This window comes from Methanomassiliicoccales archaeon, assembly GCA_013415695.1.
GTDB lineage: Archaea > Thermoplasmatota > Thermoplasmata > Methanomassiliicoccales > JAAEEP01 > JAAEEP01.
The window spans coordinates 63,123-86,855 of sequence record JAAEEP010000004.1 but is presented as its reverse complement, the minus strand read 5'-3'; the positions used below and the strand labels follow the sequence as shown (position 1 = coordinate 86,855).

The window sequence follows — 23,733 nt, the reverse complement described above, 5'->3', positions numbered from 1 at the left end:
GGAGTTTGTTACGGATTATCACGACAATCTAAAAATACAAGTAAGCAATCGAAGGCTCGTTGAGAATATGAAGGCTCTATTCGAACCCGAATCCATCGCAGTTATCGGGGCTGCTCGAGAGAGGGATAAATTGGGCAATATTATTCTGAGGAATCTAATCTCATCAGGTTTCGAGGGGAGTCTATACCCTGTGAATCCAAAGGCTGACGAGATACTCGGGATGAAGTGCTACCATTCTCTGATGGAAATACCTGAGAAGGTGGAACTCATCGTGGTCGTGGTCCCGAACCGCATCGTGCCTGCTGTCATTGAGGAGGCGGGAGAGAAAGGTGTCAAGTCAGCAATCATTATCACTGCTGGCTTCAAGGAGATTGGTCTTGAGGGCGCGGAATTGGAGAGAAGGGTAGGCAATCTAGCCAAGAAGTACAACATGAGGATACTTGGTCCTAACTGTCTTGGACTCATCAACAGGCATCACAACATGAACGCTACCTTCACCCGTAATTATCCAAAGAAGGGAAGGATAGCGATAACCTCTCAATCAGGCGCCATATGCACATCGATTCTTGATTGGGCGACAAGGACCAATGTGGGTTTCTCCAAGTTCATAAGCGTCGGTAATAAGGTAGACATAGACGAAGCTGATCTTCTGGAATACTTGAGGGAAGACGATCAGACCGCTGCCATAGGCATGTACATTGAAGGCACGAACAGAGGAGAGCAATTCCTGCACCAGGCCAGCGAAGCGACACGTCTCAAACCTATCCTAGCCCTTAAGGCAGGAAGGACGAGCTCGGGTGCGAAGGCAGCTTCTTCCCACACTGGAGCTCTCTCCGGGAGCGACGCCGTCTACGAAGCGGCACTATACCAGACGGGTGTGGTGAGGGCTCACACAATCGACGAGTTTTTCGATCTGCTTCTGATCTTCGGCCTTATGCCGCTTCCAGAGGGTGATGGGGTGGCCATAGTCACCAATGCCGGCGGTCTAGGAGTAATGGCGGCCGATGCAACTTCAGACTTTGGATTGAACCTTGCATCGTTCGACGGCGAGACCATAGAGAAGCTGAAGGAATACCTTCCCGCCGAAGCGAACCTCTACAACCCGGTCGATGTGCTTGGAGACGCTCCTGCCGAACGGTACCAGTTCGCCATCAATACGGTCATGGATGATCCAAACGTATCGATGGTTCTGGTGATCCTTGCGCCCACTGACACTGTCGATATCATGTCGGTAGCGAAGATCGTTGCCGGCTTCGGGGGTAAGGTGAACATACCGTTGGTTGCGACCTTCGTGGGTGGTAAGGACTGTGAGGAGGGGATCGAGCTCCTCAGGGAGGCTGGAGTACCTAACTATGAATCACCGGACCGGGCCATGAAGGCACTCAGTGCAATGGTCAATTACAGGAATATGAGGGATTCCAAGGGTGACATGGAGCCGGTCGTTGTTGATGGTGACCAAGAGAGGGTGAAGGAGATTCTTGACATCGTAAAATCCGAAGATCGCCTGACATTAAGGGAGGACGAGGGCAAGGAAATTCTCAAGGCATATGGTGTGCCAGTTCCTATTGAGGCAATTGCCAACACCGCTGAGGAGGCTGCAGAGATCGCCGATAGGATCGGTTACCCCGTGGTCATGAAGATCGCATCACCCGATATCTTTCACAAGACCGATGTAGGAGGCGTAGCGGTCGGGGTGGAAAATGCTGAGGAGGTAATGGTCAACTTCAACATAATCACCCGACGTAGCAAGGAGAGGATGCCCCAAGCTAGGATAGATGGGGTTTCCATCCAGCAGATGCTCTCGGGAAGGGAGGTGATCGTGGGCATGGTTCGCGATGATCAATTCGGCCCGGTTCTCACCTTCGGTCTAGGAGGTATCTTTGTGGAGATAATGAAGGATGTATCACAGCGCATCGCACCCCTGACCAAGAGCGATGTCAATACCATGATAAGCTCCATCAAGGCCTTCCCCATACTGTCCGGAGCCAGGGGAAGGAAGCCAGCCGATATTAAAACACTAAAGGATATTATTTTCAAGGTAGCGCAGATCTCCGTGGACTTCCCGGAGATCTCAGAATTCGAGATCAACCCCGTAATCGTAGGAGACGAGGGCGAAGGGGCGAGTGCGGTGGACGCGCTGGTAACTATAAGGAGGGAGAGTAAGTGAGATCTTTATTTATCGGATCAGTTTCTGAAAGATCTGGGAAGACGATACTGTCACTTGGACTTGCGAAGAATGCACCTGGGAAGGTGGGTTACTTCAAACCGTTCAAGGAGACGATAGTTTACGCCAAGAACCGCATCCTAGATCAGGATGCGTACCTCATGAAGAAGGTCCTGAATCTAGAGGCTGAGGAGGAGATAATCTCACCGTGTTCCTATGATGTCTTCAGGCCGGTGAGCATGAACACGATGCTGGAATGCTGGGATAAGTTGAGAGAGGGCTGCGATACCATGATCGTGGAGGGTACCAGGGATATCACCACTGGGTATATCCATGATGTATCGGGTCCTGCCATCGCCCAGGCGATAGGCGCTGACATGGTTCTTGTCGGGGACTCAAGCCCGGGAGCACTGGATAAGATAGCCGTGATGAAGCACCTATTAGGGGACTACAACATCGATTTCAAGGGTGCAATCCTCAACATGGCAGACGATCCAGCGGTCGAGGTCTTCCTCGAAGAGAAAGGGATCAACGTGCTGGGATCCATACCTTCAATCAATGAGCTCAAGCGGTTCCGTGTCAAGGAGGTAGTAGAGTCATTGGGAGCCGAGGTCGTGGTCGGGGACGAGAACCTGGACAGACCTGTGGAGGACGTCATGGTTGGAGCTATGACGCCAGAGAGCGCAATCAAGTACATGAGGAGGGTCGGAAGAAAGGCCCTCATCACTGGTGGAGATAGATCCGACATACAAATGGCCGCCCTTTCCACCGACACCTCCTGTCTCATACTCACGGGCGGTCTGTATCCAGTGAAGACAGTCGTATCCAAGGCTTATGAGAAAGGCGTCCCCATTTTACTTGTCAGGTACGATACCCTGACCGCGGCAGAGATGGTGGAACACCTCATCGCCAGGATAGATCCGGAGGACGAAGCCAAGATCAAGTTGATCAGTGAAACCGTCAAGAACAACATCAATCTGGATGAGCTCTGGGGCGAAGTGTGAACCATTGATACTCCCCTTCCTGATATCTGGGTATCCGAGGATTCAGTGTAGGAACCTAAAGATGCCCTTTGCCTTTTTCTCTCCTATACCTGATACACTTTGAAGGTCCTTGACGCTAGCTCGGCTCAGATTTTCGATGGAATCGAATCGTTCAAGAAGGCTGTAGGCGAGTTTGTCACCCACCCCGGGGATCATAGATAGCAGCAAAACCCTTTGATCCTTCACGGGGAGTTCGGACGATGTCCTCGGTTTGAACCACCTCGCCGGTGGAACCCTATCATTGAGACCTTCCCTTTCCCTTCTGACCAGAACTCTCAGGAATGAGCCCATACCCTGGTCCCCCCGCACTTGGACAATAGGAATATGATAGGTGTATATGCACTCCATCTGAGCCCCAATCACGCTGGCCCAACCCTTCTCATCAAGAATCTCATCGTCTCCCTGGGATCTTTCGATAACCAGCATTCGTCTGACCACTTCAGATCCTTCGTATTCCTTCATCTTGGAGAGTGCAACCAATTGCTCCCATAACCTGCCGTTCCTAAAGGACGAAATGAAGTCCCCGAGAGTCTTCCTCTCGATGGCTGTGGCTGTCGCACCGGTTTTAATGATATAATCCCCGATCTCAAGCTGGACAACCCTGACCTCGCCGAGGTCACCGATGTAGGTAAGAAAGCCACTCTCTCTTCTATCAACGAAGATCTCTATCATGTTTCAAGTACCAGACCGCTCGAGCCGTCCTCCCCCTCCTTGACATAGATGACGTTGCCCATAAATTCCTTCACGTCGTCTATGTGAGTAATTAGAACGATCTGCTTGAACTTGTTAGACAACCGGTTCAAGGTGGACAATATGTTCCTCTTCCTGGTCTGATCCTGCGATCCGAATATCTCATCGAGTATGAGGAAATCCACGCTGCTTCCAGACCTGTCCGCTATCGCCCTTGAAATGGCCAGTCTCAAGCAGAGATTGGCAAGATCGCCTTCTCCACCAGAGTAGCGCTCCAGTCTGAACTTCTCGCCCCCGTCGAAAATGAAGACATTGTAATCCTTGTCGATCTCCATTCCCCCATACTTGGACTCGGTCATCTCATTGAACAGGGACGACGAGATCTCCGATAGGGTGGGGACTATCCTGGAAATGAGATTTGACTTGAAGTCCACCATAAGATTCGCCAGCGTCGTCATCGTGGAGATCTTTGACTCGTACTCCTTCTTGAGCCGAACCTTCTCTTTCATCATCTTCAAATCGGATTTCAGGCTCTCCTTCTTTCCGTCGAGCACCCTGATCTCCCCCTTGAGTTCGGATATTCGAGCACCTAGCTTATCCTTTGAAGACAACAAGTTCTCGTACATTTCCCTCAATGATGCAAGTTTCTCCTCATCATAACCTATGGATTCCAGTTCGATCGCGAGATTCTCCATATGGCTCTTCTGGTCTCCAATCGTTTGATCCAAACCAACGATCTCCTCTGAAAGTCGTGGGAGCCGCTCGAGCCTGACTCGTATCTCCCCATATCTCCTGGCAGGACCTCTCAATTCATCGATCTGTCCCTTGATATCTTCATAGGTCTTTTCGTTAAAAGTGACCTCACCTATTTCTTCAAGTCTGGATACCAGGCGGGAGACCTCATCGTTCAGCTCGGTCATCTTGCTATCGTATCCCCTCAGCGCTTCCCGTACTTTGGTCAGTTCGAGTTGTGAGGCTCTTAGATTTTCGAGGCGGCTCTCCAGCACATCCTTCCTTTTTTTCTCCTTCTCCAGATCGATTTCAAGTCTCGATTTCTCCTCTGCGAGGTCAGATACTCTCTCCTCGAACTTCTCGATCTCAATGGCCATCTTATCTAGGAGGAACTGGTGTTGATCCTCAAGCTTCCTTTCACAGGTAGGACAGCTGCTCTCAGGACCCAATCTATTGATGTCATCCCTCTTGGCCCTGATCTCATCCCTCTCCCTTGCCTTACCTCTCGCTTCGGCACTCAGCTCGCTGATCTTTCCCTTAATCCTGGAAATAGAATCCTCTGCTTCCTTCTGAGACCCATTCACCTTTGGAATGCTTACCTCGGGATTACCGATACTGGCGATCATTTCCTGACTGCGGACCATCTTCTCCTTGACAGTTGAGATCTGTTCCCTGAGGGATTCCAACCTGTGCTTTATCGACACTATTTCATGGTACGAGGTGCGGGCTCCCTCCATCGTTTCCTTTTCTTTGATACTCCTCTCAAGCAGTTCACTCTTCTTGCCCAGGTCTTCCAACTCTCCATTGAGGGTTTCCAGGGATATCCTCTCCGCGAGCATGGACTTTTTTTGTTCCTCGAGACCCTGTAGATAGCTCTTCTTGCCGGCAAGTTCCCTTTGTATCCTGTGGAAATCGCTTTCGATGGACGCCAATCCGTCCCTCATCTCCTTCAACTCTGCGATCTGCTTATCCACCTGCTCTCTCTCAGCCTGTACCGATACCAGCTCATTTCTGTGAACAACAACAACTCGATCGATCTCTTCGATTTCCGTCATCATCGTCTGCGATCTGTCCTTCCCTTCCCCATCCAACAGCAATTCTGAATAGGCCCTGACCTGACTTTCCAGTCCTGATCTGTCGGCTCTTATCGAGCTGATGATCCTATCTAGGACATCGATATCCAGCATCCTCAGGATGAGCTGTCTTCTCTCTCCAGGCGGGAGGATGGACAGGGCATCGAGATCCTTCTGCCTGGCGAACACCGAGATGAAGAATGCCTTGTAGTCCATACCCAATCTTTCCGCGAGGACCTGTGTGACTGCCCTGTCACCGTCCGCATGGAGTTGGTTGTTGATATCCAGGGTGACTTTCATCTTCAGGTCCTTACCTCGCATCTCCCGATACACCCGATAGTGGTCACCATCCATCTCGAACTCTAAAATGACGGAGCACTCGTCCCCTGGAGAAGCTCCGGTCCAGCGGACCTCTTCCTTGCTGGTCCTCTGGGCGTCGTTGCCGTAGAGAGCCCATGAGATGGCCTCAATTAGGGTGCTCTTTCCCACACCATTGGGGCCGATGATGCCAATGACGCCATCTGGAAACTCCACTGCCGCATGTCGGAATTTGCGATAATTGTGAAGTTCCAGGTATCTCAGTCTGATCCTTCCACCCCCCTCTTGAGATATTGTAAGCCTTTTTCCTGAAGAGAATTCTTATCCACGTTCTCAATGGGATAGTGTTCAAGGAAAGTGACGAACTCGTGCTCCAAGGAATCGATCTTAGAGCTGGTCCACTGAACCGAGATCCCATCCTGTTTCATCTCGAATCTCCGTTCGAAGTGCATTGCACCAGAGCTGAGTTGTTCGATGTGGTGGAAGTCGAGTGCCCTGTAGCTGCTTGATGGGATGTTCCTTACCACCAACCTCACTATCTTTCCTTGGAGTTCCCTGCTCTCCAATAGATCGACTATCTCCTTCTGGAGGGAGGAATGGTCCATCTTGTTGGCGTCCAGGGGGCCAAGGTCGAGCATGGGCCGAGTCTGGAGCTCATGGAATATCCTGCTTCTCTTCTCCAAGTCAACCTCTAGAAAACCTTTCTTCTGTCTTGCCTCGGAGAAGGAGAATCGTTCGGTGGATCCAGAGTAACAGGCATTGTCCATTACCACACTGTATTCGTGAAAATGCCCCAACGCTATGTAATCGAAATCGGGTCTGAGATATGAGCTGTTGATAAGCTGTTCGTTGAACTCATCCATCTTGAAGACCCCTAGGCCAACTATGCCCCCATGCAACATGGCCACGTCGTATTTCCTCTGCCTCGAGGGTTTCAACAGCTGAAGCTGATGGTGAAGGTTGTCCCCCTCTGTATGAGGCATTGCATGTATGATCATATCTCCAATTTCGATGTGTTCCAATCGTCCACAGTAGACTGGGTGGACATCCCTGATGTGGTCGAAAATCCTCATTACCGATCCGGTTTCCCGGAGTCTTGGCGTTGAGTGGTTCCCCGCAATAACCACCACGGGTATCCCCGCTTCCGTCAGCCTTATCAGCTGGTCAAGTGTGAAGGTGAGAGCCCTGTTAGTAGGTCTGACCGAATCGAAGAGGTCGCCACTATGCAGGACCGCGTCGGGCTTCAGTTCCAACACCTTGTCGACGAATTGCTTGAAGGCGTCGTATACGTCGACCTCCCTTTGGTTGAGTCCTGTCTCCTCGTCAACCTTTCTATACGCTGCGTAACCCAGATGTGTGTCCGAGACGTGGACTATCCTCAAAATTCACCCCTCTCTTTCTTAGATCCCTCAATCCCTAATGTCAATTCTTTCTAATATGGTTATCAAGACCCCTTTGAAACTACCCCTGAGAATGCCTTTCTCTTCCTAGATCTCACCGTCCCGCATCTTACAGCTCATGCTGAAAATCCTTTGACCCTTAGAAGAAGCGGAAGTCCTTCTCTGATTTTTTGTTCTCCTCATTGCCATTGGTCTTCGATGAAGATAGCTCTTTCTCAAGCCGCTCCTCGTAGAGATGGACCTTGACCGGTACGGCGAAAGGCGTGAAGGGCGAGGCTATCAGCGCCTCTCCAGGCATCAGCATCTGTATCTCGTTATCGAGTCGGGATACGTCCTGCTTCGCGGAATCTCTTAGGATGCTCCTGTCCCTTTTATCGGCGAGTCCCAGGATGAAAAGCGTGTTGAACTGGGAGATGATCTCTTCCTCTATCAGCTTGGGCTGCTGCGATACCGCGCACAGACCCACCTTGAACTTCCTACCCTCTCTGGCGATCTGCGCGAAAACCGATCCCTTTGCCTCGGACAACACCCGCTGGGCTTCCTCCATGGCGATCAGCACTGGGGGTATACGGTCAAAGGCTCCCTTGTCGGAGTACATCGACTTGTTCCTCTCGAAGACGGCCCTGGATAGTACGGTGGATATCAGGAGTTCCTCAGCCTCGAACATGTTTGAGGTATCCACCAGTACAACCTTTCCGCAGTGCAGGCAATCAATTATGTGCTTTGTAATCGAGAGTTTGGGATCGGTGGTGATGAGCCCGAACTGGAATATGCTTTCCAGCCTTCTCTTGATGACGTTTATGGTACCTTCGTGGAACCGCCCCGACAGGTCCTCCGAGATCTCAGGGACCCCCTTATCGTCAAGGTCGACCAACCATGACTCACCATACCTGAACTGTGCCGCTTGCAGGCACTCCAGTTGGGGTTGCGTGAACTCGTAGAGGTTCTGCAGGTCGGCGATCTCGATCTCCCTTGCAGCTATGCGAAGAGAGTTGTAAGGGCCGTCCAAAGGCCGTGAGCTGAAGACCTCCAGCGAATTCCTCATTCTAGCCTGAGAAAGCCCCATCTTGCCCTTCTCACCTCCGTCATAGTACTCGCCATGAGGGTCCATGATCAGAAAGCCGTATGTTTTCAAACGCATGCAGGAGAGGGCCAGGTTCTTCATCAGATTGCTCTTGCCCATTCCGGTTGTGGCGAATATCCCTATATGGTGGGGAATCGCCCGTCCGGCTATTCCTACCGGGAAATCCAGGACGCTGTCTCCAGATCGAAGATTGCCAACCTCTATGTCTCCAAGGAAACGCTCCAGGAATAGGTAATCATCCTTCGTCGCCCTTCTGACCTTTGAGAAATGGGAAGGCAGGCTTTTCGTCTTCCTGAAGATCTCCCCCTCGATGTAGCCCAGGGGAACGCATACACCCAAACGGTATAGTCTGTCATGAAAGAGAGAAGGATCTCCCTGACCTTCGGTGTCCTTCGCCAGGAGATCTCCGGCCTCCTTTTTCATCCAGTCATCTCGCTCGGCGTCGGCTCCGTACTCGATGTCCATTACCCTAATGAGGTACTTCGTTCCATTCCCATCGTCATCCACGATGAGCATCTCGCCAACCTGAAGAGGTTCATCGCAACCCGCTCTGAAGTTGGTCTCTAGAACCCTGTTCCCCACTACTCGGCCCATGTGCATTAAAGTGTTCCCCCGTTAGGTTATGGAGCTACGGACCAATCGATCTACGGTTTAAAATCGTTTCCCGGTGTGGACTGAAACTGAGTCACCATGAGAAATAAAAAAAGAATGAGGACGGATCAAGGGTCGGAAGCGACTTCGATCTTCATGATCCTCTTTGCCATATCCTCTAGGAGAGGCCAGGATTTGAAATCGCAGACCATCGCTGGTAGAGGACAGTTGCGACATGTGAGGTTGTCCAACATCTCCTTCTCCGCACCGTACATGTCGAAATAGCAGCCCGTGGGGCGCTCCTCAGAATCGTTGTGCATTTCGATCGATTCCTAAATTACAGGCCCCTAGTACTTAATCATGTCTGGCCAACCATTTTTTAAGAAGTTGAGTTCAGCTTTGGATTCCCATGGGCCAATCCTTAATAATCCAAATCGGGTTTGACCCGATGTGTCAAGAAGGGTCGTCTCCTCGCCATTCTTCAAACAGTCACATTGCACGGGTCCAGGGCAGTTCAAGATGTGTGGGCCCGAGTTCCACATGATGGGAGAGGAGGAACCCAAGAGAAAGCCTAGCATCAAGGTCATCGGTGTGGGAGGAGCCGGATGCAATGCCATCGCCGATTCCCCATTCAATAACATAGCGGTCTGCACTGCGATGGAGGATACCAGGGCCATCAGGCTTGAATCACGAGTCCTCGTCACCGCGGAGCATATAGATTTCATGAAGGAGACTTCCTTCAAGACCGTTAGGTCCATCAAGTACGAATTTAAGGAGTGGTTGGAGAGTGCTGTAGGTGAAACGGACATCGCCTTCATCTTCGCAGGTCTAGGGGGTGACACAGGTAGTTACATTGCCCCTGTGGTTGCCGATATCTGCAAAAAGAGAGCAGGTTTGTGTGTCTCCAATGTGGCCCTTCCCTTTTCTGTTGAGGGAAAGGATCGTCGTTGCGTGGCCGACTGCTCTCTGACGAAGATGTGCGAAGCCTCGGATATCACAATAACCTATCCCAACAACCATCTGCTCAAGATGGTCCCCAACCTTCCACTGGGAAAGGCATTCAACGTCATGAATCGGATAATGATGGTGCCATTGTTGGAACTCGAGAAGGTGCTCACGGTTGGGGACCTTGAATTGGTGAGAAGGAATTTCAATCGTTCCAACTCCTGCCGTCTTGGGGTGGGCACCGGGTCCGGAGAGTACGGTGAATTGAGGGCCCTTGAAGAAGCCATTACATCTCCCTGGTTCGACTTTGAGAAGGATCGCGTAATGTCCGCACTTGTGATCATCTCCTCGGGCGAGGTGGAGGAGGAGGCTGTTCGCAGGGTGCTTGATGAGCTGGCGAAGATAATACCATACTCAAAAATCGATTATGCGGGCATATGCGACAAAGAGCTTGGCGCTAAATACAAAGTCATGTTGGTTCTGGGATTCGCGTGATTCATTCATGTTCCTCTTCTTCCTTTATTCCTTCCCTTATGGCATCACACACCCTGGTGTGAAGGGAGTGGAAGGTGCTCCACAGTATATAGACCGTTATTGCGCTGAGGATTACAAGTGCCAAGAGGAGGAACCATGGGACCCCTTCTGCCATAGTGATGAATGGAAGTATCAGGAACAATATGATCATTCCAGCTATGGCGGAAATTATACTTGCGAAGACCTTGTGAATTATCCTGGGATCACCTTCGCTACATTCCTCCGATTCAACCGTCCAGGTAGTGAAGATATCAGTGATCCTCCTCAAATAGCTGACCATGCTGACGATGGGAGCGGCCAGCAGTATCAATGTGACCATCAGGAGAACGATTGCCAGGAGACCTTGGTCGATTCCCGACAGCGGTGGAAGGTTCCTCAGGCTGTAGATAAGGTTGGCCCCTATCACGATGACCACCAAGACTATGACATCGATGAAAATCATACCGATCTCGTGTTTTACCTCCGCGCTCTTGGCGGATGAGCTCGAGATCCTCTTCCTGGTTATCGCCCTCATATCCTCGATGTTGATGATGACGGATTTAATCGAGAGCGGCAGTCGTGATTTGATCGACTGGATGATCTTGGGGGAACGCCATTGTATAAGGGGATATACCAGCATGGTCATGAGCGTCGCTGCGAGAACAGAGGAATAGAAGCTCCCCTCAATGATGCCTGTATCCAGGCCGACCTTGGCGATTATTATGGAAAACTCTCCCATGGTGACCATGCTCAAGCCAGCCAATAGAGAGTTCTCGGCACTTCTGTTAGCCACGTAAGCGGCAAAGGTTACAGCGAAGATGCTTCCCGCGATGAAGACGACCGCGATGAGAACCGCCGTGGGAATGCTCTCTCCCAGAGTGGTCGGATCTATGATCATTCCCATGGAGACGAAGAATATTGCCACGAAGAGTATGTTGATGGGTCGCACCTTGGATGCCACCATCTCAGCTGATTTTGCCTGGGAGATTATGATGCCCATGATGAATGCCCCTATGGCCACCGACAGTTCGACCGCGATCGATAACAGCACCATGCTGAAGCAGAGTCCCAAAGAGACAAGGAGCACCGTCTCCTCCCTGAATTCCATGCAAATGCGGTCGATAGCCTTTGGGACTACCATCAGTCCCAAGGCCAGTCCAACAGCGATGAACAGTACCACTCTGAGGGCGATCTCGATCACCGGAAAGATATCCAACGACGCATCGCTAGTCATTGGCGAGATCAGCGCGAGAACGATGATCACGAAGAAGTCCTCGATGATGAGCATCCCAATCACCGCGCTGCCGCAGTCACTTCCCAGAGTCCCCCGGTCCATAAGCATTTTTGTGATGAGCGCGGTCGAGCTGATGGCCATGACCGATCCCAGAAGGAACGATTCGATCGTCCCCCATCCGAGCAGTGAACCGAGGGAGTAACCGATAGCCATCATTATGGTTATCTCGATCGTGCCTGCCACGGCCGCGAACAGCCCGATCTTTCTGAGCCGCTTAAGGTTGAACTCCAGTCCCAGAGAAAACATGAGGAGTATGATGCCCAGGTCGGCAAAGAACGACACAGAATCTGGATCCCTCACCGTAAGGAAGGGTACAATCCCAGCCCCTAGTATGAGTCCTCCCAGTAGATATCCGATGGCCGGAGGGTATTTCAGACGGGGTAGAACCAGGGCTGCGATGCCGACCACTATCATTATCACCGTTATGTCGACGATGAAGTCCATCCCGATCTCAGCCAAACTATACCTCCGCAATCAAGAATTCAAGTTCGACAATAGCGTGATTCTTTGATTTGGACCTATCGGATTTCAGTCCTTAACAATATCTCCTGGGGCTGAGGCGAAGCTTACCAGGAACTTCGCTTCCATGAAGTGGAGCTTGCCAGGTATCACGAGGCAGTGAAGCGGGGGTCCCATGTCCAGTTTCAACATCCGATTGGGGTATCCAGCCGCCACTTTCTCGCTTGAGGAACCTACCCTAGCCGCAGCGCAAATCAACGTTTTCTCGTGGATCAGTCCCTTCCCTACTTTGCCCTCAGCCTCCATCAACCATTCTACTGCCTCCATGGAGCTCATGTACCTATTTTCGTCCCGCCTGATGTCCAGGAGCAATAGGGTGTGCAGACCTCTTTCCTTGTTCTCCACAATATTGTCATAGGGGCTGGTGGGAAAGTATCCCGGCTCAGGAAGGGGTAGGGTCACTGTCCTACCGAACTTGTATGGCTGGAGACCCAGGGCGGATGCCGCGGCCGTGAAGATGGAAACTCCATGTATAAGTGTGGTTGGTATTCCAAACTCCTCCGCTCTCAACCTAATTTCTACATGGGTGGTGGCGGCCATGGTATCCCCCGCAGTGATGAACGCCACCTTTTCTTTCCTGGCGGCCTCCACTATGCGATCCTCCTCCTCGACCTCCTTTCTCTCCAATACAATGATGGTTCTCCCCAGCTCTTCTTCCAGATCTTGGACAGTACAGTCTATCAGCGAAGAGGTGTAGAACTCGGCAAATACCTCGTCCGCTTCCCTTATATGTTCGAAGGCGCGCCTGCTCATGTCCTTTGGTCCGCCTAGCCCTAAACCGACAAATATCAATTCGCCCATGATACCACCGTGCGTTCATGGTGTGTGAAGATACCGAGAGGAGAAGGGGAATCGGCTCGTAAAAAGCTTTTAGAAGCAAGCCTCCTAGACATTTCTCTTAAGATTAGGGGTGAGGGAGAATACCTTCTACTTCCTGTCAACGATCCAGAGGCTATGGGGGAAATGGATCTGATGCTCGCGGACTTTGAGGAGCGCGATGTCCTTGAGACCGACTATCGTAGGCTGGTCAAGGTACCAAGTGACCTGGCAGGGCTCTTACCAACATCCTATGATGTTGTGGGGGACATAGCAATAGTCCGCCTGGTTGACGAGTTGTTACCATTCAGGCGGAATATTGGGGATGCGATGCGGGAGGCGCTGTCAAGATTGAGAACGGTCGCAATGGACAAGGGAGTTCAGGGTGAGTTCAGGGTCAGAGAGATCGAGATCATCAGCGGTGGACCTTCTACAATCACTATGCACACAGAGTTCGGTCTGCATTTCAAGGTGGACGTCTCCAAGGTATACTTCAACCCAAGGTTGGCAAGCGAGAGATGGAGAATATCATCCCTCGTTGGGAGAGGGGAGACCGTCATTGACATGTTCGCAGGCGTAGGACCCTTCTCCATAATGATCGCCAAGTACGCTTCTGCCCGAGAGATCCATGGGATCGACATGAACCCAGAAGCAGTAGCGCTCATGAAGGAGAACATAGTAATTAACAAGGTCAAAGGCGTGAATCCTTTGCTTGGAGATGCCAGGGAGCTTATTGGAAGTCTGCCTCCCGCAGACAGGATCATTATGAACCTACCCCATTCCGCGCATGAATTCCTGGAGATCGCCTCCATGAATCTCAATCCAATGGGCATCATCCATTTCTACACGATCTGTGAAAGGGAAGCGATAGACGGATTCGTGGGAGATCTAGTCTCAGAACTTAAGGGGAAGGGAATCGATCTTGACCTGATGCGATTAGAAGAGCTGAAGACCTACTCACCCACAATGAGCGTTTACTCCGCCGATCTAGTGCTCATTCATCGACCTTGTTCACCGGTTTGAGGGTGATTCCCCGCTGCCCCTGATAATGTCCGCTCCTTTTATCATAGGGAAGAGTAGGTATGGAGCACAACTTCTCAAAGACGATCTGGACAAACCTGTCCCCGATGTCGATTTCGATGGGCGAATCCGAGAAGTTGAATCCCGAGAATGTAAGGGTACCCTGGAAACCTGCATCCACCTTGCCCAAACCCGCTACTATCCCCTTCCTTATCCAAGAGGTCCTAAGCCAGAGCTGGGCACTGACGTCATTTGGTAGTGCCACATACTCTATCGTGGAAACGAAGAATCGGGTCATGGATGGAATGGCAACCTTCCCCTCACCAAAAAGCTCATCCGTTGAAGGAATGGATATCTCTGATATCCGAAGGTCGTAACCATTGGGGGTAAGCGATTGCTCATTGAAATCCTCAATTCTTAGATTTCCGCTTTCCATCCTTGATAGAATTTCGTGGTCTGGTATGATGCACATCTTAGGTGGAATGGTGGTCCTCCTAGAACTTACTTTCTGGAATTGCGATCGATCCTTCAGAATCCTTCGGGATTGGTCGAGCAATTCTGAAAAAAGATTTATATATCGAGTCCATTAGACTATCAGTTGGATAATTCATCCAACTCTAGATTGGACCCCAATTGGATGTATAATCCAATGTACTCCAATCCACAGCTGGATGGATTACCCAAAACCTAGGAAATTGATTCCAGGGAGGAAACCGATTGAAGTCAGTAACGAAGTCAATGATCCTCGTCGTGATACTGGGAATCGTGCTTATCTCCGTAAGCTACATGGTTCTCTTTTCACCAAAGGAGATTAGAACAGAATATCCAATTCCAGTCACAGATGCGCTTGGGAGGGAGATCACTTTCGAGGAGGTTCCAGAGAGGATAATCTCCGCCGCACCAGGAAACACCGAGATGATCTTTGCTCTTGGACTAGGTGACAAGGTTATTGGCATCACAGAATACTGCAACTGGCCAACCGAGGTGCTCAGTATGAAGGAGAATGGAACCGTGACCTCTGTTGGGGGCTATTGGGACCCAAATCTTGAGATCATAATCAACCTTGAACCTGATCTCGTGGTGCTCGACGGAGGGGTTGCCTCTCACGCAACTATCGCCGGGCAACTTGGGAACATGGGCATCAAAGCCTTTGTGGCCTGGAAAGGAGAGAACCTCACTGAGATATACCAGAACATTGAGATCTTGGGTGAGATTTGCGATAGAATGAAAGCCGCATCAGACCTGATACAGTCCATGAAGGATAGGGTCGATTTCGTTGAGAGTACCATCAGCGGGCATGATCCGGTAAAAATGCTGCATGCTGTTTGGCTTGAGCCAGTCTACACCTGTGGTGGCGCCACCTTCGCCTCGGAGGTCATCACACTAGCGGGTGGGGAGAACATCTTCGCATACATGAACGGATGGCCAACGGTCAGCATGGAGCAGATCATCGACAGTCAGCCAGAGGTCATCACGATAACCGCGACCATGATGATGTCCACTCCTGAGGAAATCATCCAGTCACTCGAGGATGATCCACTATGGAACCAGATACCAGCTGTTCAGAATGGCAAGGTCTACATACTCTATGGCGATGGCGAGGACATCTTCAACCGACAGTCGGTAAGGGTGGTCGATGCAGTCGAACTGCTTGCAGTAATACTCTTCCCAGATGATTTCGGTGTTACAGTGCCCAACGTGATAGGCGCTGACTATGTGGATTACATACCCTCCCAGACATCGGGATCAGTTTCGACGACTCTAGAAGTGCAGGGCAGCGTCGGATATGTCTGAGAACTGGTGTATAAATGGCCGATTCCATAATCGAACAGAGACGATTGAGACTAGTAGTGATCTCTATCATCGGAATCGTCGCCCTTTTTATTTTCTTCATCGCTTACCTTTCAGTAGGAGCGGTGGAATACGGGTTCTTCGAGGTAATGGACGCGCTGTTCAGTGCGATTGCGAAAGGCGGTCAGGACCTGACCCCCCTCGAGAGCATTGTTTACAACCTACGGCTCCCCCGGGGACTGGGCGTCATTGGAGTGGGGATAGGCCTTTCAGTAGCGGGAGTGGTCCTTCAGGCGGTGATAAGGAATCCGCTTGTGGACCCATACATTACTGGAATATCATCTGGTGCAGGACTTGCCGCGGCCATCGCCATGTCATCAGGAATAACATTCTTCGGCTCCTTGACATTCACTGTTCCGATAGCGGCATTCATCGGAGCGATCGGAGCCTTTGCTTGCACCATCCTGCTAGCGGAGTCCGCAGGGGGACGACCCATAACCTACGTCCTGGCAGGAGTGGTGGTCGGTCTAGGGTTATCCGCGTTCACTACAATGATTCTACTGTTCGCCGGAGACGACGTTCATGGGATTCTGTTCTGGCTTTACGGAAGCTTCACGGGAGTGTCCTGGACCAATGTCTGGATAATACTGATACCCGTGCTTGCCCTGACCATTGGAATAGGATTGTATGCAAGGGAACTGAACCTTATTCTACTGGGCGACGAACAGGCACGACAGCTGGGTCTCAATGTCCGCAATTTCAAGCGCCTGTGCATGATATTGGCATCGATTCTGACGGCGTTCAGCGTTGCATTCACTGGCATCATAATGTTCCTTGGGCTCATCGTTCCCCACACCTCGAGGTTGATAGTGGGGAGCGACCACAGGATCCTGTTGCCCATGTCCATGCTCATGGGCGCAAACATCTTACTCCTGGCCGATATTGTGGCCAGAGTGGCTGCAAGGCCTTTGGAGCTTCCAGTCGGTGCAATAATATCCCTGATCGGGGCTCCGTTCTTTGCATATCTCATGATACGGAGGGGGAAGGAATATGTCGGGTGAGAATGGCAATTCAGTCATGATCAAGATCGAGGGAGTAAAATTCTCCTATGGCAGCGTCGAAGCCCTCAAGGGATTGACCATTGAGGGGAAGCGAGGTCAATTCATTGGCCTCATCGGTCCCAATGGCTCTGGTAAAAGCACGCTCCTTCGATGCATCAACGGCATCCTGAAGCCCAAAGCGGGATGCATAATGGTCAATGGTCATGAGGTAAGCAAGATGAAGCTCTCAGAAATGGCCCAGATCTGCGCGAACGTGCCGACGGAGTTTCCCGACGACTTCAATATGACCGTTCAGGACCTGGTCTTCATGGGCCGCTACCCCTACGTCCAGGGATTATGGTGGGAGAAAGAGGAAGACGAGGAAATGGTTATGAAAGCACTCTCTGACTTCCAGGTCCAACACCTCAAGGATCGAAAGATGAACGAGATCAGCAGCGGTGAGAGGCAGCGAGCGCTCCTTGCGAAGGCAGTGGTGCAGACACCCAAAGTCATGTTGGTGGATGAGCCATCTGCCCATCTGGATCTCAAATACAAATTGGAATCAATGGAGCATCTCCGCTCCCTGCTAGCAAATGGTATCTCAATCATTGTGGCGTCTCATGACATCAATCTCCTGGCCAAGTACTGCGACAAGGTGATCATCCTCAGCAAGGGAGAGATTGTGGCCTTTGGCGATCCCAAAGAAGTGATCACCGAAGACCTGATCAGGGATGTTTACGGTGTGGAGGCGGATGTCATCAGGAATAACGGTAGCATATTCGTCGTTCCCAATAACACAGTGAAATCACTGAACTGAAACAGTTGATATCATGGATCCAAGCTTAATAGTCAGAAAGGAGATACTGTCACTTCAGAAACCATTTCACGGGGGGACCGCCTGGAAACTGGGCGAGATCGAGGACTTCAGTTCGAACCTGAACCCTCTCGGTCCGCTACCATGTCTGGGCGAATTGATTGCGGAATATGTGCAGGAGGTGGACCACTATCCCGATGATTACTCCCTGGAGTTCAGGGAAGCCCTGTCCGATCATTATAAGGTGCCCATCGACTGCGTGATCGCTGGAGCGGGATCCTCAGAGCTCATCAGGCTCTTCCCGGAGGTATTTATCTCTCCAGGCGACGAGGTACTTATCCCCAAGCCCGGTTTCTCCGAGTACGCCTTTGGATGCAGGCTGATGGGCGCCAGCATCAAGAACTTCCATTTAATCGGGAATAATGACTTCAGGGTGAATTATGACGAGATCCTCAGCAAGCTGGACAAAGGTCTGAAGGCTGTCTACCTTTGCAACCCCAACAATCCAACCGGTAGGTTGGAATCAAAGAAGAAAATTCTCGAGCTCGCGGAGGAGCTGGAGAAGAGGAATGCGCTTCTTTTCCTGGACGAGTGTCTTCTGGAGCTTGTGGAGGGGAGTCAAAATCATACCTGTGCAGGTGAGGTCGAATCTCATAGTAACATGTTCATCATCAACTCCCTCACGAAGTCCTTTGGGTTCCCTGGGCTCAGGGTGGGCTATGGCATCGGAAGCCTAGGTGTAATCGCTCAGCTCGAGAAGGCTCGGCTATCATGGAACATGGGAGGAATCGAACAGAGGGTAGCAGCCTCCTGTGTCAGGGACCACTATTCTCATGTGACTGAGGCAAGCAAGATCATAGATGGCGAGAAAAGAAGGATGTCCGAGGCGCTCAAGACAATGGGGATGTCAACGGCCTCGGTACCAGATTCTTTCTTCTTCTTTTCCTCACTTAAGGACATTGGCTTCACTTCGGTCGAGTTCAAAGACCAAATGCTGAAGCAGGGAATCTTGGTAAGGGATTGCACCTCCTTCGGCAATGATTGCGAGAATTATACCCGCTTCTCGGTCAGGACCAGGGAAAAGAACGACGTCTTCCTCTCTGCTTTCAAGAGGGTGTTGGAGAGCTGAGTTCGATGGGTGAGAACAATGAACGATATTGTCATTTACGGGATCATCATCGCTCTTGGCGCTCTCGCCCTTGATCTGGCCTTCGGTGAACCATCGAACAGGTTTCACCCGGTGGCTTGGATGGGGTTATTTATCAGGGCAATCGATAACAGAATACCCCGAGGGAGTAAGGGTGAGAGGGCTTATGGCGTTCTACTGGCCTTTATTACTATCATTGTTTTCGTACTGCTCTTCACGGTAGTTCTCGGGGCGGTGCGGTTATTCCTTAGCGCGATTCTCTGGGCAGTGCTGTGCATGATCGTTCTCAAGTTGATGTTTGCCATACACTCGCTCTCCGTTCATGTCAAGCCGATCCAGAGTGCACTTGAGGCTGGAGATCTGGAAGGTGCGAGGAACAGTGCGAGAATGGTGGTGAGCCGCGATGTTAGTGAACTCGATGCTCCGCATCTTATCTCATGCGCCTCCGAGACCGTGGCCGAGAATCTGGTCGACAGCATAATCTCTCCAATGTTCTTCATGGCTTTCGGGGGCGTTCCAGCAGCCGTGGGACTAAGGGCGGTGAACACTCTGGATGCCATGGTGGGCTACGAGAATGAAAGAAACAAGGAGGTTGGATGGTTTTCTGCGAAGTTTGACGATGTCCTGCATTTCATTCCTGCTCGCCTTTCCATACCATTCATCCTTCTAGCACTAAAGCTAACGGGAAACGATTGGCATACTGGATGGAGAGCGGCCCGAAGGGATCATGTGCGGACCAAGAGCCCCAACAAGGGCTGGCCCATGTCTGCGGTTGCGGGAGGACTTCGATTCCAGATGGAGAAAAAAGGCAACTACCTGTTGGGGGAAGGGAATTTACCTCAGAACCCCGAGATGATAATGGAAACCTATAGGGTAGTTAGGCTCACGGCACTAATCTTCTTCTTCGTGTTCGCCCTTCCCCTCTTCATACTGATCGGAATACATGTTCAGATATTGATCGAGAATATACTGCTTTCACCATTCTAGGAGGAACCGATAATGGACGTAAAGGTTGAATTTCATGCGATCGATGGCGGTGATGTCGTCGTCGTGCGCTTTCCTTTCAAGATGAGAACATTGAGCTCCGCCATAGTTGGAGGCGGTCTCTCCACTGCGGAAGCCGCTGTGATCATGCAGGTTCCCACGAACTACACCGACGATGCTCCGGAGAGAAGGCTGGAGAGAGTTTGCGAGCAGCTTGGACTCGGGAAAGAGGCGGTGGGATTCATGACAGCGGCTCATGTCAAGAAGGTCTTCAGCGTCTCTAAAGAGGAGAAGGACGGTGCTGAGGCGGCCGTGGTAGCCACCGCTGGCCTCAGCAATGCGGTTGTGGCCGGAGAGATGCTTCCCATGTACACCCTGTCGGACAGTTTCAAGGCGGGAACCATCAACATCCTTGCCATTGTCAACATCCCCTTGGAGGATTCCGGGATGGCAAACGCCTTCATTCCCATCACCGAGGCCAAGACCTCGGCCATTCAGGAACTTGGAGCCCGGGCTACCGGAACGACAAGTGACGCGGTGATGGTGGCCTGCCCGGAAGGATCGACTTTCAAGTACGCGGGTACCGCCACGAATGTTGGTATAGCCCTGGCAAGAGCCACCAAGAAAGCGGTTTTAGAGTGTCTCACGAAGAATGGTGACGGTCCCAGGCCGACAGATTACGTGATGAGGTTGGAAGAGAGGGGAGTGACATTTGAGGATATGTGGGATGCAGCCCAGGCTCTCTACTATCCCAACCCGGATTGGGACATCGCGAAATTGAAGGAGATGTTTGAGTCAAGGATCAATGCGTTGAGGGATGATATAAACGTCAACGCTTTGATACTCAGCGCCATCGCACTGGATGAGAGGGGGGAGGCCGGGAGATTGTACGGCCTTCCAAGAGCTCAGTACCTTGAGGATCCGGTTCACCTGCTGGCGGATGAGATGATAGCCATGGCACTGGCCCAGTACATATCCGGTACCAAGGGGCTCTTTGAATATACACGGTATGATAGGAAGAAACCAGGGATACTGGCCGAGCTTCCGCCTTTCCTCGACGACGTCGTTGCCGCACTGATCGGCGGAATTATGTCAGATATCTACACAAGGTTGCTGGAGGGAGGAAAATAGGCATAGGAAATGCAGTGAAGGCCTTGTTCTCGCTCTTCACCGTTGTCCCGGTGAACTCCAGCATGACAGATTTTGAGGACCTCTCCAGAAGATTCTGGCTTCTGCCTATCATCGGGGCATTTTTCGGTATTATCGCCTCTTTGGCCTTATTCGTTTCTTCAGAGGTATTCTCCCTATTCCTATCAGCTGTCCTGGTGGTCTTCATTCTGCAGGCCCTAAACAGGTTTCTGCATTTCGACGGCCTTATGGACCTGGGAGATGGATTAATCGCCCACGGCGATCAGGGGAAGAAGCTGGGAGCGATGAAGGACAGCTCGATCGGGGCAGGCGGGGTCGCCTTCGCCCTTTTCTTCACACTGCTTTCGATTGCCGCCCTGGCTTCACTTCCCTCTCATCATCCAGCTCAAATCCTGATAATTGCACCCTTTGTAGCAGAGGTACTCTCACGCAATGCCATGCTGGTCTGCACCTCAGTGGGAAAGCCCAGGCCAGGTCTTGGAAGCACATTCGTCTCCAACACTTCTAGGAGGGCCATAATCCCTTCATTTGTGCTATCTTGGGCACTTTCAGCAGTCACCTGGTACTTACTGGTGGCAGGGTCAGAGGGGGCCTTCGATCTCCTGAATTCAACTCTGATATCCCTTCCTCCGTATATCTGGATCACACTACTGTCCTTTGTGATCGCGTTGGTGTCCGTCCTGGTCGGGTTGGTGATGGCGAGGATCGCTCTTCGCAGTTTTGGATGTGTCAACGGGGACGTGATCGGAGCAACCAATGAGATAACTAGACCAGTAGTTCTTATGACGATCACTCTCCTGGTGATGATTCTATGACCGTCGATGCCATCGTCACCGCGGGGGGAAAGGGTACCCGGATCAAGGAGCTTGGCATGGAGAAGCCTATGATCAAGGTCCTGGAGAAGCCCATAATCGAAAGGGTGCTCGATGCCCTCAATGAGGCGAAAGGTGTCCGAGATATCTTCGTCTCGGTCAGTGACAGCACCCCCGTAACCAAAGATTATGTGGAACATCTCGGTTACACCACCATACATACTTCAGGAAAGGACTACGTCAAGGACCTCAGGGCCTCGATGAAGATCCCCTCATCCCGTGCTGTTGTGGTATGTCCTGCCGACCTTCCGCTGATCACTAGTAATTCGGTGGATCAGGTTGTATCCGAGTATCCGAGGGCTGGATTCCAGTCCCTGGCAGTTGCGATACCATCTCACTGCATTCTGTCAATCGGTCTGGAGGTGACCTTCGAGATGGAGGTGAACGGAAATCCTGTTGTCATGTGTGGGGTCTCGGTGGTTGACAGGGGCGTCATGCTCTCAGGGGAGTACCTGGAGGAGGGATATTTCATCTCCCAGAAAATGGATTTCGCCCTTAACGTGAATTCGATCCAGGAACTCAGGATGGCCGAGAGAATACTTGAGAAGAGGTCTCAATCCTCCAAACCCAGAATATGAGCGTAGTTCTCATCTATCTTCTCCAGGAGTGACCTGGAGGTGATGGATCCATTGGAGCTTAGTATAGCTGCCACAGAAACCCCTCCAGCACCGGCACCCTCCTTGACCAATCCGGTCTCGTATATCCTGAGTCCGTCATACTTTGATTCAGAGAAGTCAAGGTTCACGGCCAGAACCGGGACTTCTGCGGATTGAGCGACCAGCGAGATCATGTCTGACTGCTTGTCCTCGACGATCCAGCGCGTCGTTCCAAGAGCGATATTCTTCAGCGCCTCAGGTTCCATACCATTTATCACCGCGAGCACGGCTGCCATCTGAGTTCCCCCCGCCATGATGACTGGAATGGTCATCGCGGCTCCCGCCACGACGCCAGCCGCGGCTGGCATCATAGGGTCACCGACTATCGCCACTGCGTCCATGACACCGTCAATGCTCTCGCCATCCGCCTCCGCGGAGGTCAATCCCTCCCGTACCACTTTGATCTTGAGGTCGTGAGGGTTCTGCGGGAAGCTGCTGCTCTCTTTCCCCTCTGCATCGTATCCGAGGGCCAGAAGTACTCCCAGAGCGGTGGTCGTCCCGCCAGGGGTGCTCTCCCCCACCACGAGGTAATCCACGGTCTTTGCCAGGTTCTTGCCAAGAAGGAAGGACTCCTCGAACACCTCCTTGGGATTCTCCACGGCTTTACCAGTCCGGATATCTCCTCCGGGTCTTCCTCCGACCTCGAAGTAAGGTGTAAATGGAAGTATCCTGCATCCTCCGTTTACAACGAAGATGGGCATGTCCGCCAGCTCTAGAGCGGACATGGTAATGATAGCAGGAGTAGGAATGCCATCTGGAGTGACTGGCACCCCATCGATGACCTTGCACCTGCCGTAGTGTAGGAGCTCCATGTCTGCTGCAGGGGTGTAATCCGTGATCTCTGGATTGGCACCAGCTGCGGATATTCCCGGTATCTTAGCGGTCTCGGTGTTGCCGATGACACAAACAAAGGCGGGCTTCTTGCCCATCACCTTCTTTACAAATTCTTCCGCTTTGACCCGATCTCCACACATCATGATATCGTCGAGGGTGCTCATTCCAATACCTCCATAGAAAGCCGTCTTGAAGTTCAAAGGCAATTTCACAATCCCATCCCGAGAGTCCATATTAATCTATC

Annotated in this window: 21 protein-coding genes; 12 read left to right on the top strand and 9 right to left on the bottom strand. The window is 51.5% G+C overall.

Annotated elements, in window-relative coordinates; genetic code table 11:
- Nucleotides 1-67: 67 nt before the first annotated feature.
- On the top strand, nucleotides 68-2,167 hold the full coding sequence (locus tag GKC03_03185) for a CoA-binding protein (GenBank protein NYT11542.1): 2,100 nt from the start codon (nucleotides 68-70) through the stop codon (nucleotides 2,165-2,167).
- On the top strand, nucleotides 2,164-3,168 hold the full coding sequence (locus GKC03_03180) for an AAA family ATPase (GenBank protein ID NYT11541.1): 1,005 nt from the start codon (nucleotides 2,164-2,166) through the stop codon (nucleotides 3,166-3,168). The genes GKC03_03185 and GKC03_03180 overlap by 4 nt, the downstream gene beginning before the upstream one ends.
- A 42-nt stretch (nucleotides 3,169-3,210) precedes the next feature.
- Here the strand turns inward: GKC03_03180 and GKC03_03175 are convergent, their stop codons facing one another.
- From GKC03_03175 to GKC03_03155, 5 genes are all read right to left on the bottom strand, one after another.
- Complete coding sequence (locus GKC03_03175; GenBank protein ID NYT11540.1) at nucleotides 3,211-3,879, bottom strand: hypothetical protein; 669 nt, start codon at nucleotides 3,877-3,879, stop codon at nucleotides 3,211-3,213.
- The gene (locus GKC03_03170) at nucleotides 3,876-6,314 is read right to left on the bottom strand and encodes an SMC family ATPase (GenBank protein NYT11539.1); all 2,439 of its coding nucleotides are present in this window, start codon (nucleotides 6,312-6,314) and stop codon (nucleotides 3,876-3,878) included. Before GKC03_03170 ends, GKC03_03175 begins: the two co-directional genes overlap by 4 nt.
- The gene (locus tag GKC03_03165; protein NYT11538.1) at nucleotides 6,281-7,402 is read right to left on the bottom strand and encodes an exonuclease SbcCD subunit D; all 1,122 of its coding nucleotides are present in this window, start codon (nucleotides 7,400-7,402) and stop codon (nucleotides 6,281-6,283) included. The genes GKC03_03170 and GKC03_03165 overlap by 34 nt, the downstream gene beginning before the upstream one ends.
- Before the next feature lie 157 nt (nucleotides 7,403-7,559).
- A complete protein-coding gene (locus GKC03_03160; GenBank protein ID NYT11537.1) occupies nucleotides 7,560-9,098 on the bottom strand; it encodes an ATP-binding protein in 1,539 nt (512 codons plus the stop codon).
- Between the two features lie 125 nt (nucleotides 9,099-9,223).
- Nucleotides 9,224-9,415 (bottom strand): hypothetical protein, encoded by a 192-nt coding sequence (locus GKC03_03155; protein ID NYT11536.1) that lies wholly within the window; start codon nucleotides 9,413-9,415, stop codon nucleotides 9,224-9,226.
- Nucleotides 9,416-9,545: 130 nt separating this feature from the next.
- Between GKC03_03155 and GKC03_03150 the strand changes: the two genes are divergently transcribed.
- On the top strand, nucleotides 9,546-10,535 hold the full coding sequence (locus GKC03_03150) for a hypothetical protein (GenBank protein ID NYT11535.1): 990 nt from the start codon (nucleotides 9,546-9,548) through the stop codon (nucleotides 10,533-10,535).
- 1 nt (nucleotide 10,536) lies between these two features.
- Here the strand turns inward: GKC03_03150 and GKC03_03145 are convergent, their stop codons facing one another.
- Both GKC03_03145 and dph5 read right to left on the bottom strand, forming a co-directional pair.
- Entirely contained in the window at nucleotides 10,537-12,306 is a 1,770-nt protein-coding gene (locus GKC03_03145) for a cation:proton antiporter (protein NYT11534.1), read from the bottom strand.
- A gap of 69 nt (nucleotides 12,307-12,375) precedes the next feature.
- Nucleotides 12,376-13,167 carry a diphthine synthase gene (gene dph5 / locus GKC03_03140; GenBank protein NYT11533.1) on the bottom strand — a complete coding sequence of 264 codons (792 nt, stop codon included), beginning with the start codon at nucleotides 13,165-13,167 and terminating at the stop codon, nucleotides 12,376-12,378.
- A gap of 9 nt (nucleotides 13,168-13,176) precedes the next feature.
- On the opposite strand from dph5, the gene GKC03_03135 reads away from it, so the two are divergent.
- Nucleotides 13,177-14,205 (top strand): class I SAM-dependent methyltransferase family protein, encoded by a 1,029-nt coding sequence (locus GKC03_03135; GenBank protein ID NYT11532.1) that lies wholly within the window; start codon nucleotides 13,177-13,179, stop codon nucleotides 14,203-14,205.
- Here GKC03_03135 and dcd read toward each other — a convergent pair.
- Complete coding sequence (gene dcd / locus GKC03_03130; GenBank protein NYT11531.1) at nucleotides 14,177-14,674, bottom strand: dCTP deaminase; 498 nt, start codon at nucleotides 14,672-14,674, stop codon at nucleotides 14,177-14,179. The two genes, GKC03_03135 and dcd, sit on opposite strands and share 29 nt — an antisense overlap.
- 245 nt (nucleotides 14,675-14,919) lie before the next feature.
- Between dcd and GKC03_03125 the strand changes: the two genes are divergently transcribed.
- Genes GKC03_03125 through GKC03_03090 form a run of 8 tightly spaced genes read left to right on the top strand, consistent with a single transcriptional unit; the run spans nucleotide 14,920 to nucleotide 22,577 of the window.
- On the top strand, nucleotides 14,920-15,996 hold the full coding sequence (locus GKC03_03125; GenBank protein NYT11530.1) for an ABC transporter substrate-binding protein: 1,077 nt from the start codon (nucleotides 14,920-14,922) through the stop codon (nucleotides 15,994-15,996).
- A gap of 14 nt (nucleotides 15,997-16,010) precedes the next feature.
- Nucleotides 16,011-17,054, top strand: a complete 1,044-nt coding sequence (locus GKC03_03120; protein NYT11529.1) for an iron ABC transporter permease — start codon at nucleotides 16,011-16,013, stop codon at nucleotides 17,052-17,054.
- A complete protein-coding gene (locus GKC03_03115) occupies nucleotides 17,044-17,850 on the top strand; it encodes an ABC transporter ATP-binding protein (GenBank protein NYT11528.1) in 807 nt (268 codons plus the stop codon). The genes GKC03_03120 and GKC03_03115 overlap by 11 nt, the downstream gene beginning before the upstream one ends.
- Before the next feature lie 13 nt (nucleotides 17,851-17,863).
- Nucleotides 17,864-18,976: a histidinol-phosphate aminotransferase family protein gene (locus GKC03_03110; GenBank protein ID NYT11527.1), complete on the top strand. Its 1,113-nt coding sequence runs from the start codon at nucleotides 17,864-17,866 to the stop codon at nucleotides 18,974-18,976.
- A gap of 18 nt (nucleotides 18,977-18,994) precedes the next feature.
- A complete protein-coding gene (locus GKC03_03105) occupies nucleotides 18,995-19,981 on the top strand; it encodes a cobalamin biosynthesis protein (GenBank protein ID NYT11526.1) in 987 nt (328 codons plus the stop codon).
- 12 nt (nucleotides 19,982-19,993) lie between these two features.
- On the top strand, nucleotides 19,994-21,109 hold the full coding sequence (gene cbiS / locus GKC03_03100) for a bifunctional adenosylcobinamide hydrolase/alpha-ribazole phosphatase CbiS (GenBank protein NYT11525.1): 1,116 nt from the start codon (nucleotides 19,994-19,996) through the stop codon (nucleotides 21,107-21,109).
- A gap of 14 nt (nucleotides 21,110-21,123) precedes the next feature.
- Complete coding sequence (gene cobS / locus GKC03_03095; protein ID NYT11524.1) at nucleotides 21,124-21,942, top strand: adenosylcobinamide-GDP ribazoletransferase; 819 nt, start codon at nucleotides 21,124-21,126, stop codon at nucleotides 21,940-21,942.
- Nucleotides 21,939-22,577: an NTP transferase domain-containing protein gene (locus GKC03_03090; protein NYT11523.1), complete on the top strand. Its 639-nt coding sequence runs from the start codon at nucleotides 21,939-21,941 to the stop codon at nucleotides 22,575-22,577. Before cobS ends, GKC03_03090 begins: the two co-directional genes overlap by 4 nt.
- Here GKC03_03090 and GKC03_03085 read toward each other — a convergent pair.
- Nucleotides 22,553-23,653, bottom strand: a complete 1,101-nt coding sequence (locus GKC03_03085) for a TIGR00303 family protein (GenBank protein ID NYT11522.1) — start codon at nucleotides 23,651-23,653, stop codon at nucleotides 22,553-22,555. The genes GKC03_03090 and GKC03_03085 overlap by 25 nt on opposite strands.
- Between the last annotated feature and the right edge of the window lie 80 nt (nucleotides 23,654-23,733).